The organism is Pseudomonas sp. LTGT-11-2Z (assembly GCF_003691445.1).
Classification (GTDB): domain Bacteria; phylum Pseudomonadota; class Gammaproteobacteria; order Pseudomonadales; family Pseudomonadaceae; genus Aquipseudomonas; species Aquipseudomonas monteilii.
Map to the genome: position 1 here is coordinate 3,452,274 of NZ_CP033104.1, position 17,960 is coordinate 3,470,233.

General features: G+C 61.7%; 8 protein-coding genes and 1 pseudogene. 5 read left to right on the forward strand and 4 right to left on the reverse strand.

The genetic code is table 11. From position 1 onward, the window contains the following. Positions 1-155 precede the first annotated feature (155 nt). Entirely contained in the window at positions 156-8,789 is an 8,634-nt protein-coding gene (locus D8767_RS16075; RefSeq protein WP_029380299.1) for a GH36-type glycosyl hydrolase domain-containing protein, read from the forward strand. Positions 8,790-8,880: 91 nt separating this feature from the next. Further along, positions 8,881-9,612 carry a Crp/Fnr family transcriptional regulator gene (locus D8767_RS16080; RefSeq protein WP_063977190.1) on the forward strand — a complete coding sequence of 244 codons (732 nt, stop codon included), beginning with the start codon at positions 8,881-8,883 and terminating at the stop codon, positions 9,610-9,612. 301 nt (positions 9,613-9,913) lie between these two features. On the opposite strand, the gene D8767_RS16085 is transcribed toward D8767_RS16080, so the two are convergent. Next, on the reverse strand, positions 9,914-11,107 hold the full coding sequence (locus D8767_RS16085; RefSeq protein ID WP_016714176.1) for a sodium:proton antiporter: 1,194 nt from the start codon (positions 11,105-11,107) through the stop codon (positions 9,914-9,916). Between the two features lie 271 nt (positions 11,108-11,378). Between D8767_RS16085 and D8767_RS16090 the strand changes: the two genes are divergently transcribed. The 3 genes from D8767_RS16090 (at position 11,379) to D8767_RS16100 (ending at position 14,269) form a co-directional block, all read left to right on the forward strand. Continuing rightward, the gene (locus tag D8767_RS16090; RefSeq protein WP_016714177.1) at positions 11,379-11,954 is read left to right on the forward strand and encodes a bifunctional pyr operon transcriptional regulator/uracil phosphoribosyltransferase; all 576 of its coding nucleotides are present in this window, start codon (positions 11,379-11,381) and stop codon (positions 11,952-11,954) included. A 147-nt stretch (positions 11,955-12,101) separates the two neighbouring features. Then, positions 12,102-13,091, forward strand: a complete 990-nt coding sequence (locus tag D8767_RS16095; RefSeq protein WP_029380301.1) for a universal stress protein — start codon at positions 12,102-12,104, stop codon at positions 13,089-13,091. Between the two features lie 218 nt (positions 13,092-13,309). Continuing rightward, entirely contained in the window at positions 13,310-14,269 is a 960-nt protein-coding gene (locus D8767_RS16100) for a ribose-phosphate pyrophosphokinase (protein ID WP_016714179.1), read from the forward strand. Between the two features lie 15 nt (positions 14,270-14,284). Here D8767_RS16100 and D8767_RS16105 read toward each other — a convergent pair whose 3' ends face one another. From D8767_RS16105 to D8767_RS16115, 3 genes and pseudogenes are all read right to left on the reverse strand, one after another. Then, positions 14,285-15,175: a universal stress protein gene (locus D8767_RS16105; RefSeq protein ID WP_016714180.1), complete on the reverse strand. Its 891-nt coding sequence runs from the start codon at positions 15,173-15,175 to the stop codon at positions 14,285-14,287. Between the two features lie 122 nt (positions 15,176-15,297). After that, positions 15,298-15,567, reverse strand: a pseudogene (locus tag D8767_RS16110) (TCP-1/cpn60 chaperonin family protein); the annotation flags it as partial. Between the two features lie 110 nt (positions 15,568-15,677). Next, the gene (locus D8767_RS16115) at positions 15,678-17,960 is read right to left on the reverse strand and encodes a heavy metal translocating P-type ATPase (protein WP_029380302.1); all 2,283 of its coding nucleotides are present in this window, start codon (positions 17,958-17,960) and stop codon (positions 15,678-15,680) included.

The window sequence follows — 17,960 nt, forward strand, 5'->3', positions numbered from 1 at the left end:
GGAGGGGTGATAGCACCCTTCCAGGTTTTGGAGCGGTGCATAGGAGCAGGATGAGCGCGATGCCATGACAGGTCTGTTCGCTACCGAACAGACCTCCTTTGCGCCTCCCCTCAAACTGAGTGCTGACCGGCCAGATCTCGGTACTCCAGGACACCATGGACAATCCTTGGCTTCGCGCGCTCGCCTTCGTTAAACGCCTGCCTGGCCATGCGCGACCCTGGCGATCGCCCCGCCATTCGTTCACCTACGAGAGCCTGCTCCGGTCTGAGCTGTATAGCGCCAAGCAAATGGCGGAACACGGCACCTGGCTTGCTAGCCAGCATCGTTTGAGCCAACTGCCCGCAGATGATTCGCTGCTCGACCGTCTGGCTGACAACGAGCGGATGCTCTCCACCTGTTGTACCTCCCTTGCTGGCGCTCTGCCCAGCTCGCGCCCAGCGCTGCCAGCGGCGCAATGGTTGCTCGACAACTTCTACCTGGTCGAGACCCATATCCGCATCGCCAAACGTCATCTGCCGACAGACTACAGCCTGCAACTGCCGCGGCTGGACAACGGCCCCTCGGCCGGCCTGCCACGGGTCTACGACATCGCGCTGGAAACCATCTCCCACGGCGATGGCCGGGTCGACGCCGAGAGCCTCAGCCTTTTTGTCGAGGCCTATCAGCAGGTCGGGACACTGACCCTTGGAGAACTCTGGGCAATCCCGATTATGTTACGGCTGGCGCTGATCGAAAATCTGCGCCGGGTGGCAGCACGGGTCATGGCCAACTGGGCTGACCGCGATCTGGCCAATGCCTGGGCCGACCAGCTTGGGGAAACCGCCGAGCGCGATGCCAAGAGCGTAGTGCTGGTGGTGGCGGACATGGCCCGCTCGGAACCACCGATGCCCCCCGCCTTTGTTGCCGAACTGGCAAGGCGTCTTCAAGGCCACAGCACTCTACTGACGCAACCGCTTGCCTGGGTCGAACAGATGCTCAGCGAGTCAGCGCTCAGCATCGAACGCAATGTACAACTCGATGCCCAGCAGCAGGCTATCGACCAAGTGTCCATCAGCAACAGCATTGGAAGCTTGCGGCTATTGTCGACCATCGATTGGAAGCTGTTCGTCGAAAACCTGAGTCATGTCGAACAGATCCTGCGTCAGGACCCGGCCTCGGTATACCCAGCGATGGACTTTGCCAGTCGTGATCACTATCGGCATGTGGTCGAACAGGTGGCACGCCATAGCGCATTCAATGAGAAAGAAGTGGCGCAGGCGGCTATCGAGCTCGCTCAGGCCGCAGCCCCCCGGCCTGGAGACCAGACCGAGCATGTTGGTTTCTACCTGGCAGGGGGCGGCCTGCCATCGCTGGAGCGACGGCTCGCGGCCCGTATTCCACTTGCCGAGCGGTGGCAACGCCTGTTGCACCGAGCGCCGCTGGTATTCTACCTGGTGCCTGTGATTCTGCTGTCGTGCCTGTTGGCCTGGGGCTTCATACGGTCCATTGACGTTGAGGGCTGGCCCGCATGGGTACTCACGGTCATGGCCCTACCGATAGTGCTGACGACCAGCCGCCTGGCCATTGGCCTTGTTAACTGGCTGGTGACCCTGACCGTGAAACCTTCCTTCCTGCCACGGCTGGACTACTCGTCCGGGATTCCTGCTGACGCCAAGACATTGGTCGTGGTGCCCACCATGCTAGCCACTGCCAGCGATGCAGAAGAACTGGTCGAGGGGCTGGAAGTGCGCTTTCTGGCAAACCGTGATGAGCACCTGCATTTCGCGCTGTTGAGCGATTTCATGGATGCCCCTGAACAGACATGCCCTGAAGACATGGCCCTACTCGACCTGGCCAGCGAAGGTATCCGGGCGCTGAACCACAAATACCCAAGCCCAGGCTGCGAACGCTTCTTTCTGTTGCATCGGCCACGCGCGTGGAACGGAACCGAACAATGCTGGATGGGGCGTGAGCGCAAGCGCGGCAAACTTGCCGAACTCAATGCCCTCCTGCGTGGCCACGGGGACGGGTGCTTCATGCGCATCGTCGGCGATCTGCAAAAGCTCGAGCGCGTGCGCTATGTCATCACCTTGGACACTGACACCCAGTTGCCGCGCGGTGTAGCCCAGAAGCTCGTCGGGGCCATGCAGCATCCATTGAACCGCGCACGCTTCGACGCACAGACCGGTCGCGTGCGCTCTGGGTACGCGATCCTGCAACCGCGGGTAGGCATCAGCCTACCCAGTGTGTCGCGCTCGACCTACGCTCGGCTGTTCGGCAGCGAGGCCGGTGTCGATCCCTATACCCAGGCCGTTTCTGACGTCTACCAAGACCTGTTCTTGAGCGGTTCCTTCATCGGCAAAGGCATCTACGCGGTGGATGCCTTCGAACAGGCACTGGATGGCCGCTTTGCCGACAATCGCGTGCTCAGCCATGACCTGATCGAAGGCTGCTATGCCCACTCCGGCCTGCTCAGCGACGTGCAGTTATTCGAAGCATATCCGGCGCGCTACAGCGTCGATATCAAGCGCCGCCACCGCTGGATACGGGGGGACTGGCAACTGCTGCCGTGGCTTGTACCGTGGCTGCGCACAGGCACCCACGGTCTCGCGCAAAGTCCGCTAAACGCACTGTCGCGCTGGAAAATCCTCGACAATCTGCGCCGCAGCCTGGAGCCGGCAGCCCTGTTAACGGTGCTGCTGTGGGGCTGGCTGGCCAGCGCCTCGGCATTGCCCTGGACGCTTGCACTGCTGGGGTTGCTGCTGACTCGCCCACTGCTGGATTCATTGCTCGAGCTGTTGCGCAAAACTACCGATGTACCATTTTCCGAACACTTGCTTGCGGCCCTGCGCACCTCGGGCACCTTCTTCGTTCGTGCCGGTCTGTCACTGGCCTGGTTACCGTTCGAGACCAACTACAGCCTGGATGCCATCCTGCGCACCCTTTGGCGGTTGGTCGTCAGCAAACATCGACTGCTTCAATGGAACCCCTCGCGGGAGGAGGAGCGCACAAGCGCCGATACGCTCCAGGCGGTTTATCGCGAGCAATGGATGCAACCAGCCCTGGTACTGGTGCTGGCCAGCGTGTTGTCGATGCAGCCTAGGGTGTTGCTGCTTGCATCACCCATCCTCGCCCTCTGGCTGCTCGGGCCGGCACTGGCCTGGTGGCTCAGCCGTCCGCGTGGTCAGGTCACGTTCACACCGTTGGCTGAGGATCTGCGCTTTCTGCATCGGCTGGCCCGCAGCAACTGGGCGTTCTTCGACCGTCATGTCGGCCCTGAGGATAACTGGTTGCCGCCCGATAACCTCCAGGAGCCGCCCTTCGCCAGCATCGCTCACCGCACGTCGCCGACCAACATGGGCATGGCCCTGCTCTCACACCTGGCGGCCCATGACTTCGGTTATCTGAGTGCCGGCCGCCTGTTCGAACGCCTGGCGCAGATACTCGACAGCATGAGCCGCCTGGAGCGCTACAGGGGGCATTTCTACAACTGGTACGACACCCAGACCCTCAAACCACTGTCACCACAGTATGTTTCGGCGGTGGACAGCGGCAACCTGGCCGCTCTGCTCCTGACGCTGAGACCCGGGCTTCTGGAAATGGCAGATACCCCCATGCTGGACCAGCGCCTGACCCTGGGGCTGCTCGACACCTTCGACACCCTGCTCGACGCCTTCAGCCGCTCAGGCCGTGACGCAAGGGAGATAGAAGCTTTGCGTGAACAGGTGCAGCAAGCCCATGAGCGATCAGGCAACCTGCCAGTCACCCAGATGTCGCTGCTGGCCGAGCAACTGCCAGGTTTGACTCCCCCATCACCTGGGGCCGAGGAAACCGATGACTGTGTGTTCTGGTTGCAGGCCCTGCATACGCAGTGCCTCGACCTGTGCACGGAGTTGCAGGGTTTCCAATTACCCCCTGGCAACGACCTAGCGCCCCAGACACCGTTGAGTTGGCGACAATTGGCAGAGCTCGAACCGGGCCAATGGCCGCTCTCCGAGCGGCTGGCAGTGAGCAACGTTCGAGCGCTGGCCCGCCAGCGCATCGCTCAAGCGCAAGCCTTGGCAAGGCGCATTACAACCTTGGCCACCATGGACTTCACCTTTCTCTACGACACCCACCGGGATCTTTTCGCCATCGGCTACAACGCCGATGAGCATCGACTGGATTCAGCATTCTACGACCTGCTGGCGTCGGAGATGCGCTTGACCAATTTCGTGATCATCGCCCAGGGACAGGTACCCCAGGACAGTTGGTTCGCCCTTGGCCGACTACTCACCAGCAATTCTGGCGTACCGGTTCTGCTGTCCTGGTCCGGTTCGATGTTCGAGTATCTGATGCCTCTGCTGGTGATGCCCAGCTATGAGGGGACCTTGCTCGACCAAACCTGCAAGGCCGCCGTCGACCGGCAAATCAAACATGGCAACCTGTTGGGCATTCCTTGGGGGGTTTCAGAGTCGGCCTACAATGCGCTGGATGCTCACTTCAACTACCAATACCGTGCATTCGGTGTTCCCGGCCTTGGCCTGAAGCGCGGTCTGGGCGAGGAGCACGTGGTTGCCCCTTACGCCAGCGCGCTCGCCTTGATGGTGGCGCCCACTGCCGCCTGCCATAACCTGCAGCGCCTTGGCAGGCTCGGACTTGCCGGACGTTTCGGGCTGTACGAGGCGGTGGACTACAGCAAGACACGGCTACCCCTCGGGCAGGACTCTGTGGTGATCCGCTCGTTCATGGCCCATCACCAAGGCATGAGCTTTCTCGCCCTGACCTCCCTACTACTTGGCAAGCCCATGCAACGGCGCTTCGCCTCGGACCCACAGTTCCAGGCCAGCATGCTGCTGTTGCAAGAGCGAGTCCCGAAAACGGCAGCCCCGTACCTTCATTCACTTCAGGCATCGGCCGTGGAGGCCGCAGAGCGCACCGCCGAAACACGACTGCGCCTATTCAGCGAACCGAACCGGCAACACCCCGCCGTCCAACTGCTCTCCAATGGCCACTACCACGTAATGGTCAATCACGTGGGTAGTGGCTACAGTCGGCGTAACGACCTGGCGGTCACCCGTTGGCGCGAGGACGCCAGCCACGACGACTTAGGAAACTTCTGCTATCTGCGCGACGTCGCCAGCGGCGCGTACTGGTCCAACACCTACCAGCCGACCCACCACCGAACCAGAAACCAGGAGGCAATTTTCAGCGACGGCCGGGCGGAATTCCGCATTCGCGAACGAAACTTCGATTGCCATACTGAAATTGCCGTCTCCCCCGAAGACGACATCGAATTACGTCGCCTGCACCTGACCAACCATGGCGACGAGCGCCGCATCCTGGAACTGACCAGTTATGCCGAAGTGGTGCTGGCGCCGGCACTGAGCGATGCGTTGCACCCGGCCTTCAGCAAGTTGTTCATCCAGACCGAACTGATTCAGCCGTTGCAGGCCATCCTCTGCACCCGGCGGCCCCGCTCGCTGCAGGACGCCGTGCCGTGGATGTGTCATGTTCTGGCCGTGCATGGCGCCGATATCGATGCCGTGTCCTATGAGACAGATCGGGCCCGCTTCATAGGCCGCGGCCGTACCCTCGTGGCACCGGCAGCACTGGACTATGACACTGAGACGTTATCCGGCAGTGCGGGGGCGGTGCTCGATCCGATCGTGGCGATCCGCTGCCGCATAACCCTGACGCCAGGCCAGACAGTAACAGTCGACTTGGTCACTGGCGTCGCCGACAGCCGCGACGCCTGCCTTCAGCAAGTCGCCAAGTACCGCGACCGCCACCTGGCCGACCGGGTGTTCGACCTCGCCTGGCCGCATAGCCAGGTCCTGTTGCGCCAGCTCAATGGTTCGGTGGCCGATGCCCGACTGTTCGAGCAAATGGCCGCATCGGTGATCTACCCCAATGCCGGCCTACGCGCTAGCGGGGCCCTGCTGGCCAGCAACCGGCGCAACCAGTCCGGCCTGTGGAGCCAGGGACTGTCGGGTGATCTACCAATCGTGCTGGTACAGATTGGCGACCTCGCCAACCTTCAATTGGTCAAGCAGATGGTGCTTGCCCATGCCTACTGGCGTCAGAAGGGCCTGACACTCGACCTGGTGATCTGGAACGAAGACCAGGCCGGCTACCGTCAGCAGTTGCAGGAGCTGATCATGGGTATTGTCGCCTCCGGCAGCGAGGCAGCCCTGCTCGATCGCCCCGGTGGGATATTCGTACGCCCTGCACAACAGTTGTCCGAAGAGGACAGGATCCTGACGCTTTCGGTAGCGCGGCTGGTGCTCAACGACAGCCATGGCACGCTGGCCGAGCAACTGCATCGGCGCCGTCAGCCTCCTGTACCACCCGCCTTCCAGCCGAACCCGGCCTACACCCGACCCGAGCCCGCCAACCACCTGCCAACGGGCCAGCTCGCGCTGATGCTTGCCAACCCCTACGGGGGGTTCAGTGCCGATGGTCGCGAGTACGTCATCCCTCTGATCCCCGACAAGCCGCCACCGGCACCGTGGGTCAATATCCTGGCCAACCCACGGTTCGGCAGCGTGGTCTCGGAGGCTGGCAGCGCCTACAGCAGGTACGAGAACGCACACGAGTATCGGTTGACGCCCTGGCACAATGACCCCGTCACCGACCCCAGCGGCGAAACCTTGTACCTGCGTGACGAGGACAGCGGGCACTACTGGTCGCCGACTCCGCAGCCCTGTCCTGGCCCTGGCCGTTATTGCACCCGGCATGGCTTTGGCTACAGCGTGTTCGAGTATACCGAGGATGACCTGCGCAGTGAGCTTTGGGTGCATGTAGCGCTGGATGCCCCGGTCAAGTTCAGCCGACTCAAATTGCACAACCACTCTAGGCGAGTACGACGGTTATCTGTGACCTGCTTCGCCGAGTGGGTTCTTGGCGACCTGCGCAGCAAGTCTGCTATGCATGTGGTCAGCGAGACCGACCCGGTCAGCGGTGCCTTGTTCGCCCGTAATACCTATGCCGTAGAGTTTTGCGGACATGTGGCGTTTCTCGACTGCGACCTGCCTTTTGATAGCATCACCTGCGATCGCAGCGAGTTCCTCGGTCGCAACGGCGATTCTCAAGCGCCGGCCGGCATGCGCCAGGCGCGGTTGTCGGGGCGCACGGGCGCAGGGTTGGATCCCTGCGCGGCGCTGCGGGTCAGCGTGCTGCTGGAGGCCGGCGAAAGCCGTGAGGTGGTGTTCCGCCTGGGGGCCGAGCAGGATGCCAAGACCGCTACCCGGTGTGTGCAGCAATACCGCGGCCTACGGGCAGCCATGGAAGCGTTCGACAAGGTTCAGATCTACTGGCGCCAGACCCTGGGCGCCCTGCGGATCGAAACCCCCGAACCCTCGTTGGATGTCTTGGCCAACGGCTGGTTGATGTACCAGGTAATTGCCTGCCGTTTCTGGGCGCGCAGCGGCTTCTACCAGTCCGGTGGTGCCATCGGTTTTCGCGACCAGTTACAGGACAGTATGGCAATGCTGCACGCTGCCCCGGCGGCCGCGCGCGAGCACCTCCTTGCGTGTGCCGCGCATCAGTATGTCGAAGGCGATGTCCAGCACTGGTGGCACCCACCCATGCAGCGCGGTGTCCGTACCCGCTGCTCGGACGACCTGCTCTGGCTGCCGCTGGCGACCAGCCGCTACGTGGAGATCACGGGAGACCAAGCGGTACTGGACGAGCCGGTCGGCTACCTGGAAGGGCGTGAACTCAATGTCGGCGAAGAATCCTATTACGACCTGCCAGCCCACTCGCACCTGGTCGAGAGCCTGTACCAGCATTGCCAGCGTGCCCTCGGGCACGCCCTACAGTGTGGAGTCCATGGCCTGCCGTTGATAGGCAGCGGCGACTGGAATGACGGTATGAACCGCATCGGCGAACAAGGTCGGGGCGAAAGTGTATGGTTGGGCTTCTTCGGTCATGAGGTGTTGCGGGCGTTCGGCGACCTCGCTCTACGCCATGGTGACACTGGCTTCGCAGTGCACTGCACCAGGCAAGCCGCCGTCCTTGCCGAAAACCTTGAGCAGCACGCTTGGGATGGCGGTTGGTACCGCCGCGCATGGTTCGACGATGGCCAGGCACTGGGATCGGCAAGCAATCAGGAGTGCCGTATAGACTCGCTCGCACAAAGTTGGGCGGTGCTGTCCGGGGTCGCGTCGGCCGAGCGCGCACGCGCCGCCATGGGGGCGCTGGATCACCACCTGGTAATACGCGATATCGGTATCGTGAAACTGCTCGATCCTCCCTTCGACCAGGGCGATCTGGACCCTGGCTACATCAAGGGCTACCTGCCTGGCGTGCGTGAGAATGGCGGACAATACACCCATGCGGCGATCTGGGCGAGCATGGCATATGCCCACCTAGGAGACGCAGACAGGGCCTGGGAGCTATTGCGCTTGATTAACCCAATACGCCAGGGTTGTAGCGCACTGATCGATACCTACAAAGTAGAACCCTATGTCATGGCCGCCGACGTCTACGCCATAACCCCCCACGCAGGGCGGGGAGGCTGGAGCTGGTACACGGGCTCCGCGGGCTGGATGTATCGCCTAATAACCGAAAGCCTGCTGGGCCTGCAACGTAGCGGTGACACCCTGCGGCTACGCCCGCTGTTACCGGCAGGCTGGCCAGGTTGTGTACTGCACTACCGTTATGGAAATACCTACTACCGCATTGAAGTGCGCAACAGCGCCAGCGCCGAACGGACCCTCCGCCTGGATGGCCAGTTGCTTGCCCATGCCACACTGCAACTGAAGGATGATGGAAAGCTGCATCAGGTAATCGCCCAGTGCCAAAGCTGCCTCTTGCCTACGAACTGAACCGTTCGACAGCGCGCGAACTTGGGTGGGAAACTGCAGTCCTGCTGGGCTAATCTTGTTTTGACAAAACCTGCCCTCGACGGTCCCGAACATGCAACCCTCGCCCCCCCCCCAACAGAATCATCTGCTGGCTGCATTATCAGTGCAGACGCTCAGCCGGCTGGAGCCTCATTTGGAACGGGTGAAACTGCCACTGGGCAAGGCAATCTACGAATCTGGCGACGCAATGCGCCATGTCTACTTTCCTACCGACTCGATTGTCTCTTTACTTTATGTCATGGAGAACGGCTCCTCGGCCGAAATCTCGGTAGTGGGCAATGAAGGCCTAGTCGGGATTGCGGTGTTCATGGGCGGTGAAAGCACGCCCAGCCGAGCGATCGTGCAAAGCGCAGGGTATGCCTATCGCCTGCCGGGGCAGCGGCTCAAGGACGAGTTCAATCGCCATGGCGAACTTATGGTGCTTATGCTGCGCTACACCCAGGCACTGATTACCCAGATGGCTCAAACAGCGGTGTGCAACCGCCATCATTCCATCGACCAGCAACTGTGCCGCTGGCTGCTGCTGTCGCTAGATCGCCTGCCGGGAGACCGCCTGTGCATGACCCAGGAACTCATCGCCAACATGCTAGGCGTACGCCGTGAAGGGGTGACCGATGCTGCGGGCAAATTGCAGCGCCTAGGTGTGATCGAGTACAGCCGGGGAAACATCAGGGTGCTGGACAGAGCACACCTGGAGCGGCTCAGTTGCGAATGCTATGCCGTGGTGAAGAAAGAAACTGAACGGCTGCTGCCCTACCTGTCGCCCGAGCCCCCTGCCATTTGACTGTACAAAAGTCACATCGCGCTTGAGAGCATCAGTAGCCGAAGCCTGTCGTTAGAAAGACCGTGCTGGTGTTTCCCAAAGTCATTAAGGCAGGCCTGGTGTTCGGCGGGAAACATTCCCATAGGGACGTCGCGCCGGAAACACCAGTCATCACCATCCCCGCCAACTAGATGCCGGCCCCCATCATGTTTACCGTGACCAGTGTCGTCAGGCCGACCAGGCCCATTTTCTTTGCTTTATCACGCATGGCTGCAACCTTCGCGAAAGCCTGTCGAAGAACCGATCGCTGGTATGCCACACCTCACTTTCGAACGCTGCGTCCCAGCCGACGGGCCCCAGGTGAAGCGCTTATGCCGTGCAATACCACGCTGAGCACGACGCAAGCGATAGTCGTGGCGATGATCGTGCTGCCCTCTTGCAACGGTGCATCGAGTACCAGCACAGCGAAAACGATAGACGCTAGACCACGCGGCCCGAACCAGCCAATGAACAGACGGCTATCGGCAGTCAATTCGCTCCCGGCAAGGCTGACCCAGACAGGCACCATACGCACCAGCGACAGACTCAGCAGCGCGTAGAACCATACCGAGGGCGACAGGATTTGCGAGGCCTTGGGCGCAACGTAGGCACCGAACACCACCCAGGTCAGCAGCGAAAGCGCTTCACCGCAGGATTCGCCGGTCTTGAGCAGCAGTTGCGTTTCCCGATTGAACAGATAGCCCGTAAGCAATCCTGCGCAGAATGCTGCGATAAAACCGCTTCCGCCCATTGCCTGGGCACTGGCGAAACTCAGCAACGCAAGGGCGGGCATTACCAGTTGTTGCCATGATTCCACCTGCAGGCAGCGGCGCTGCGAAAGACGCAACAACCCTCCCACCATCAGCGCCAGCACAGCCCCCGTCAGTGCGCCAATACCCAACTCCTCAATCAAGAAGTATCCCCCCAGGGCAAAGGGCATCGTCGAGCTGCTTTCCATCAACAATGCCAGAAACAAGAGCAGCACCGGCACGCAAATGCCATCGTTCAACCCGCTTTCGACATTCAGGCTTTCACGCACATTGGCTGGCACGAGGGGGTTGGTCACCACTGCCTTGCCAAGGGCGGCATCAGTGGGGGCCAGGATCGTCGACAACAGGGCCATTTCCAGCCAGGGCATGCGTGGAAACATCAGCCACGCAGCTAGCCAACCGGCGACCAGGGTCAGCGGCAAGCCGATCGTCAGCAGGCGCAGCGGCAGGCTGCGGTTGCGGCGTAACTGAGCCAGATCAGCCTGGGCAGCATCGCTGAACAACACGATCGCCAGGGTAAGCTCGGCCAGTAGCCGAAGATCATGACGATCCAAGGAAAGGTTAAGCAACCCGAGCCCAGCCGGGCCGGTCACCAGGCCCGCCAGCAGGAACAACAGGGGCCCGTTGACGGGTCTGGATTCGAGCGCGCCGGCCAGGTTGGCGTAAAGCACCAGCAAGGCAGCCAGGACAGCCAGATTCTGATACATGACAACCCACCGTGATCGACACGACTGTCTAAAAACGCTACCACTGCGTCCGTGGCGCGGCGATCCCAAAGGCGGCAGAAGTTATCTTAGGTCAACAGTTGAAGTAATTAACCTGCAAGACCGCTACGCATCGGGCGGTGCCAGCCTCAATGCACTCGACATCGCCCGCGAGCATCGTCGTGGAATTGACCTGTGCTTGGCTTTTATCAAGTCGAACTGGCGGTGGCGGCGTAAGTTGCCAATGACCATTGGCCGGCTTCGGACAGAAATCATGAACCGCCCCGCTTCCTCACGCGTTCGCCTGTATGACGAACAAGATCTCAATAGCGTGCTGCGTAAAATGGCGCATCAGGCCCTGGCGTTCATACCTGCGCAGCCCTTGGTACTGGTAGGGATTCAACGCCGAGGTGAGCCTTTGGCGCGTCGTCTGCAACTGCACTTGCAGCAACTGACCGGTGGTGCCGCGCCACTGCCGCTCTACCCGATCAAGGTCAAACGCTACGCCGACGACCTCAGCCTCCTGCATGCCCATACACAGCTCACCGAAAACCCTGAGTTGGCCAACCTGAAACTGGCGGATACCACCCTGCTGGTGATCGATGACGTGCTGTACGAAGGGCACTCCCTGCTGCGCACCTGTGCTTACCTGGCTGAGCTTGGGGCGCGACGGGTACTCAGCGCGGTGCTCGTTGACCGTCACGCCTGCCGCCAACCCGTGCATGCACACTTCGTGGGTATACACCTGCAAGTTGCCGAACAGGACATCGTCGAATGTCATGTGCCGCCTTTCGAAGCAGATTTCAGCGTGGAATTGATTCGCCATGGCCGAGCCGGCGATACCGTCTGAATCAATTTGCTGACGGGGGCCTTGAAGGTTGTGAAGCTTGCTGCCCTGGCTCGGGCAGGCCTGGCTCAGTGGGGGTGTGGATGCTCAGTACGTGCAAGGAGGCACCTGACGCTTGAGCCAATGCCATGGCCCGATGCATCGCGGCACTTGATAAATATCAAGGCCATCAAGTCTCAGTGCGTCACCCTTGGCCTATACCGGTGGGCCTTCATCGAGGCTGCCATCGCCGTGGAGGCCATCATGAACGCTTACTCGCGACTGCTACTGATCTGCCATCCAGACCTACACCCCTCGCCTGCCCTGACGCGTGCTCAGGCGCTGGCCAGTACGACAGGAGCCACCTTGCACCTGGTGGTGCTCAGTCAACTGCCCTCACGCCTGGCCACACTGGACCAAGTGCTGCGCAGCAATGCCCGCAAGCAGGACGCCGAGCACCGCAAGGTTTGGCTCGCCGACCAGGTGAAGGCGCTGGGCGAACTGGGCATTACCGCCTACGCCGAAACACTGGACGATGAAGACCCGCTCACGGACTTGATCCGGCTTGCCCAACTGCACCGGGTGGAGATGGTGATCAAGGACATCAGGCACGAAACCGCCTTGAGCCGTGCCCTGCTCACCCCCTTGGACTGGCAGTTGCTGCGCCGTTGCCCGATCCCGATGCACCTGGTGGCCCAGGCTGAAACCAAGCTGCCAGCGCGCATACTTGTCGCCGTGGATCTTGTCGAGCACGACCCGGTGATCGACAAACTCAACGACCACATCCTGCAATCGGCGCAGGCACTGGCACAGCGATGCAAGGCGCAACTGCATCTGCTGCAGGCCTATGAACCCAGCACCAGCTTCGTTGCCTATGCCGCCGCACCCGTGGCCTGGACTGACAAGCTGGTAGAGGAAATATCTGGTCGCGCGCGCGAGCGCATGGCGACGTTCGGCGGCCGCTACGGCATCAAGCCAGATCACCTGCACCTGGTGCGAGGCGCTGCCCGTAACGTGGTCAGCGACTACGCGAACAAGCATGGCTTCGATGTGGTGGTGATGGGTACGCTCTACCACGAGGGGGTGAGCAAGGTCGTTGGCAGTACTACAGAGCAAACCCTGTACAAGGTTCAATCCAGCATTCTGGCAATCCACGGTTGAACGATCACCCGCCTGGTTTCACGCCATCCAGTTTGTCCTTGTGGCTTTTCTGGTGTTTGTCCATTGGCGTACTCTCCATGCAGGGTACAGGGGCGCAGGCCTTGGCATGCTCTTACCTGCCGAGTGTCTGTCTGCTGGCTATGTCCGATTTGATAAACGTCAAACCGCACAGCCCCATGCAGCTTATGTTGCTATGAACGACCTCTGGAGCTCAGGGTATGAATGACACACCGCCGTTACTGTTCGCCCTGCGAGGCAGCCAGGCCTATGGGAATGCCGTGGCGCAACGCCTGGGCTGGAAACTGTCAGCACATGAAGAGCGCGACTACGAGGACGGAGAACACAAATGCTGGCCTGGCGAATCGGTCGACGGTCGATCGGTCATCGTCTTTCACTCGCTCTATGGCGACGCGCACCACAGCGCACACGACAAGCTGTGCCGGTTGCTGTTCTTCTGTGGTGCGCTCAAGGACGCCGGTGCCAGCCAGGTGACGGCTGTCACGCCTTACCTGTGTTATGGCCGCAAGGACCGCAAGGTGGAGTTTCAGGATGCGACCATCACCCGCCATGTAGCTTGCCTGATGGAAAACTGCGGCGTCGACCGCGTGGTGGCACTGGACGTACACAACCCCAGCGCCTTCGACAACGCCTACCGAATCCCGAGCTGGAACCTGCAATGCACCGAGCTATTCGCCCAACACCTAGCCCCCCTGCTCGGTGAGCAGACAGTCACGGTCGTGTCGCCGGATATCGGCGGCATCAAACGCGCCGAGCAGTTTCGCCAGGTTCTGGCGGACCTGCTGGGGCGCCCGGTATCTATGGCCATGATGGAAAAGCATCGCCAGCAGGCGGGCCTGACCGGCGAACATCTGGTGGGTGACGTGGCAGGCAGCACTGTCATCGTGTTCGACGACCTGATCAGCACGGGGCAGACGCTGCTGCGCGCAGCCCAGGCCTGCCGGCAGGCCGGAGCCAGCCGCATGCTGGCCGCTGCCACCCATGGCCTGTTCACCACTGGTGGCGAGCTATTCGACAGCGGTGTATTCGAACGGGTACTGGTGGCCGACAGCATCGCGCCCTTTCGCCTGCCCGTGCGATACCTGCAGCAGCTGGATATCGTCGATACCAGCGCGCTGGTCGCCGAGTTGCTTGCCAACCGCCGGGGCTGGGGCGCATAACCCCGACGCATGGCCCTACACCGCCAGGATATTGCAGGGTATCTGGTACAACACATGCTCCGTGGTGCTGCCGAACAGTCGGTCCAACCCCCGGGCAAGCGGCCTGCCCATGACGATCACGTCCACCGGGTGGGTTTCGACATACTCACTCAGCACCGCGACCGGGCGGCCCAGCAGGCAGTGCCTGCGTTCGGCCGGCGCACCGTAGCGGTCGGCCAGCGCCTTGAAATCGTCCTCCAGGGCGTGGCGCAAGGACTCGCCGACGTCGCCAATGGCCCAGGCGCCATATCCCATGTCGCCCATGTAGGCCATGGTCAGGTCACAGGCGCACAGCAGGTCTAGTTGCGCGCCAGTCTGCAAGGCCAGCGCATTGGCCTGCTGGATGATGCTGTTATTGCGCGCCTGGCCCTCAGGCGATGGATCGGCCACGTCCACCGCCGCGACGATCTGACGAGGCAAGGCCGGTCTGGCGGCGCCCAACAGGTAGACCGGGATCGGGCAATGGCGCAGCAACTGCCAGTCCAACGGGGTAAAGAAGGCCCGCTTGAGCGCCGGTTCGTGCTCGACCTGCTTGAGCAGTACATCCGGCTGCATCTCCAGGGCGTGTTCGAGAATATCCGCCTGCAGATCGCTGCTCCAGGCGACTTCCGTCGTCACTTGCACACCCGAGGCTCGCAGCACCTTGGCCTGGGCCTCGAGCTGGTCCTGCTGGGATTGCAGGTAAGCCTGCCGCTCGCTCTGAGTGTCACCTGTCTCCAGGAACCTGAGGTTGTCCAGCGACTCCAGCAAACCCACGATGTGCAGGCTGGCCGAACTTGACCTGGCCAGGGCGGCAGCCTGTTCCAAGGCACAGGACTGGCACAATGCTGGGCGCAGGATCAGCAACAGGCGTTGATAGTGGCTCATGGTAGCCTCCGATGATCAGTTCGCCCGATCACTCAGGGATTGGGGGTTGCATCAAAGGTGCTGGCTTTTCCGGGATATCGGTCATGGTTGCCTCGGTCAGCAGCAGGATGCTGGCGACCGAAACTGGTGCCATCACCCACCGCTTCACTAGTGCGCTCGGCCGCCTGGCGCAGCATCTGCGCGCCGAGGTTTTCCTCTGGATCCTGTAGATAGACGCGCTTGGCGATGGTCACGCCATCGTTGCAGACAGTCGGTTTACCCCAACTGCTTTGCATCAGTACCGATTTCGATTTGGGCCCTAGCGTAACGCGCACGGCATCGGCGAGCTGGGTGGCACCACTGAGGATTTTCTCCCGCGCTGCGGAGCGAAACAGGATTTTGCTGTGGGGCATGGTATTGCCTCCCGTTCAGGCCAGGGCAGAAAACAACTGTTGTCAGCATCCCGCCGCACCGTGTTGGGTGCTTGATTTTTATCAATCCTACAGGGCGCTGAACACCGCGCTCAGCGTTGATCCAGGTACCGGTACAGGGCTTCTTCCTGGTCGAAATGCAACTTGGCCAAGGTGTCCAGGCGTATCAGCTGGTGCTGGATTTCATCAGGGCTCGGGCTCGCTGCCGCCCGGCTGAAATCTTGGCTCATGCAAGAAAGAAGATGGATGAGTCGGAAGATTTCCCGGTGGGTATGGCTCATCGCCGACAGTGGATCTTCGCCGGGCATGAAGCGGCTCAGCAGCGGATACAAACGACGCTCGTCATCGTGCTCGTGGCGTTCCAGAAGGTCATGCAGCCCGGTGACCAGTTTGCCCAGGTCGTCCCGCGCCTGCTCGATGGGGCGTTTGGCGAAGTCGCAGGCCATCTGGCTCAGCTCCGTCAGCAACCCGTCCAGTTGCCGATGCTCATCCTGCAACCGATCCAGGTCCTCGATGGCAAGCCCACTGCGACGCCTGGCCGTCAAGGGGCCCAGCGCACGCAAGGCGTTGACGATGATCAACAGGTCGATAGCTTCCTGCAAAACCGCCCCCATTAGCGCGGGCAGGTAACCGGCGGCTGCAACCAGCATGGCCAGCAACGACAGGCTCATGCCCACCCATACCCCCTGCCGGGCGATGTACACGGCGTGCCGAGCGATATCCAAGGCATCGACCAATCGATCGAGGCGATCGACCAGCAACACCACACCGGCCGCCTGGGCAGACGCCGTGACGCCAGAAGCGCCCATGGCAACCCCGACATCGGCCGCCGCCAATGCTGGCGCATCGTTGATGCCATCGCCGACCATCAGCGAGGGTGTCATGCGGCAGCCGTCTTGCACCAGGCGAATCTTGTCTTCTGGAGAGAGCCCCGAGCGAAGCTCGTCGATACCCGCCGCCAGCGCAACCATTTCCGCCGTTTCCGGGCGGTCACCGGTGAGCATGACGATCTTTTCGATCCCGCGCGCCCGCAGGCGGCGCAATGTCTGGGGGGTTTCCCGACGCAGGTCATCTGCCAGCCGCAGTACCGCTTTCAACTCACCGTCAACCGCCACGAAACTGCCACTGTTGGCCAGGTAGTCCAGTTGCTGCAAACGCGCCTGTGCCCACCGGCCATCGTCCTTCTCGTTCTGCACGTAGGTCAGGGCGCCCAAGCGTACGGCCTTGCCTTGAACAATCCCGGCAAGCCCCTGGCCGGGGCTTTCCTGCACCTGCTCGGGAGCGGTCAGCGTCAGGTTGCGCAGGCGGGCAGCATGAACGATGGACTGGGCAATCGGGTGGGTCGATGACTGGGCCAACGAAGCGGCCAACTGCAGCATCTGCAAGGGTACGCCTTGCCCCTTCAGTTCGATCGATTGCAACTGGGCATGACCACTGGTCAAGGTACCGGTCTTGTCGAGGAACACCTGGCGGATGCCGGCCAAGGCTTCAAGCACCTCGCCGTCACGCACGAGTATGTTGCGCCGTGCAGCCCTCGAAATACCTGAGATGATGGCAATCGGTACTGCCAGTATCAGCGGGCAAGGCGTGGCGACCACCAGCACGGCAAGCACTCGCTGCACATCGCCACTGGCCCACCACGCCAGCGCAGCAATGAGCAATGTCAGCGGGATCAGCGCCAGCGCATAGCGGTCGGCCAGGCGCATAAAGGGTGCCCGTGACTGACGTGCCGCTTCGGCCAGACGCACGATGCCAGCGTAGGTACTTTGCGCCGCGGTATGCGTGGCCAGCAACAGCAGCGGCGCACCGGAGTTGGTCACCCCACTGGCCACCGGCTCACCGGCATGGCGGGTGACGGGTAACGATTCGCCAGTCAGCGCAGCTTCGTCCAGGGTTGCCTGCTCGGATTGCAACCACCCATCCACCGGCACGATCTCACCCAGGCGCACCAGTACACTCTGCCCAGCGCGGACTTCGTCCACCGGTACCTCACGCAAGCCATCCTGCTCTTGAATCCAGGCCCGCTGAGGGGCCCGGTCGATCAGTGCCCGCAACTCGCGCTCGGCGTGACGCAAGCTGAGAGTCTCCAATTCACGGCCCGTGGCAAGCATCAGTGCAACCACTGCGCCTACCAGCATCTGCTCAAGGGCCAGGGCCGCGCCAATCGACATCAGCGCGATCAGGTCAATGCCCGCCTCACGCCTGGCCAGACGCTGGGCCATTTCCACCGCCAGCACCGCTGCCATGATCGCGCTGCCGGCGGCCCAGATCAGCGCAGCCCAGGTCGGCTGTTGCGCCGCATAGGCCAGCCCTCCGAGCAGCAAGGCCAGAACGCAGACCATCAACAAGCTTGGATCCAGCCATCGCCGTGACAT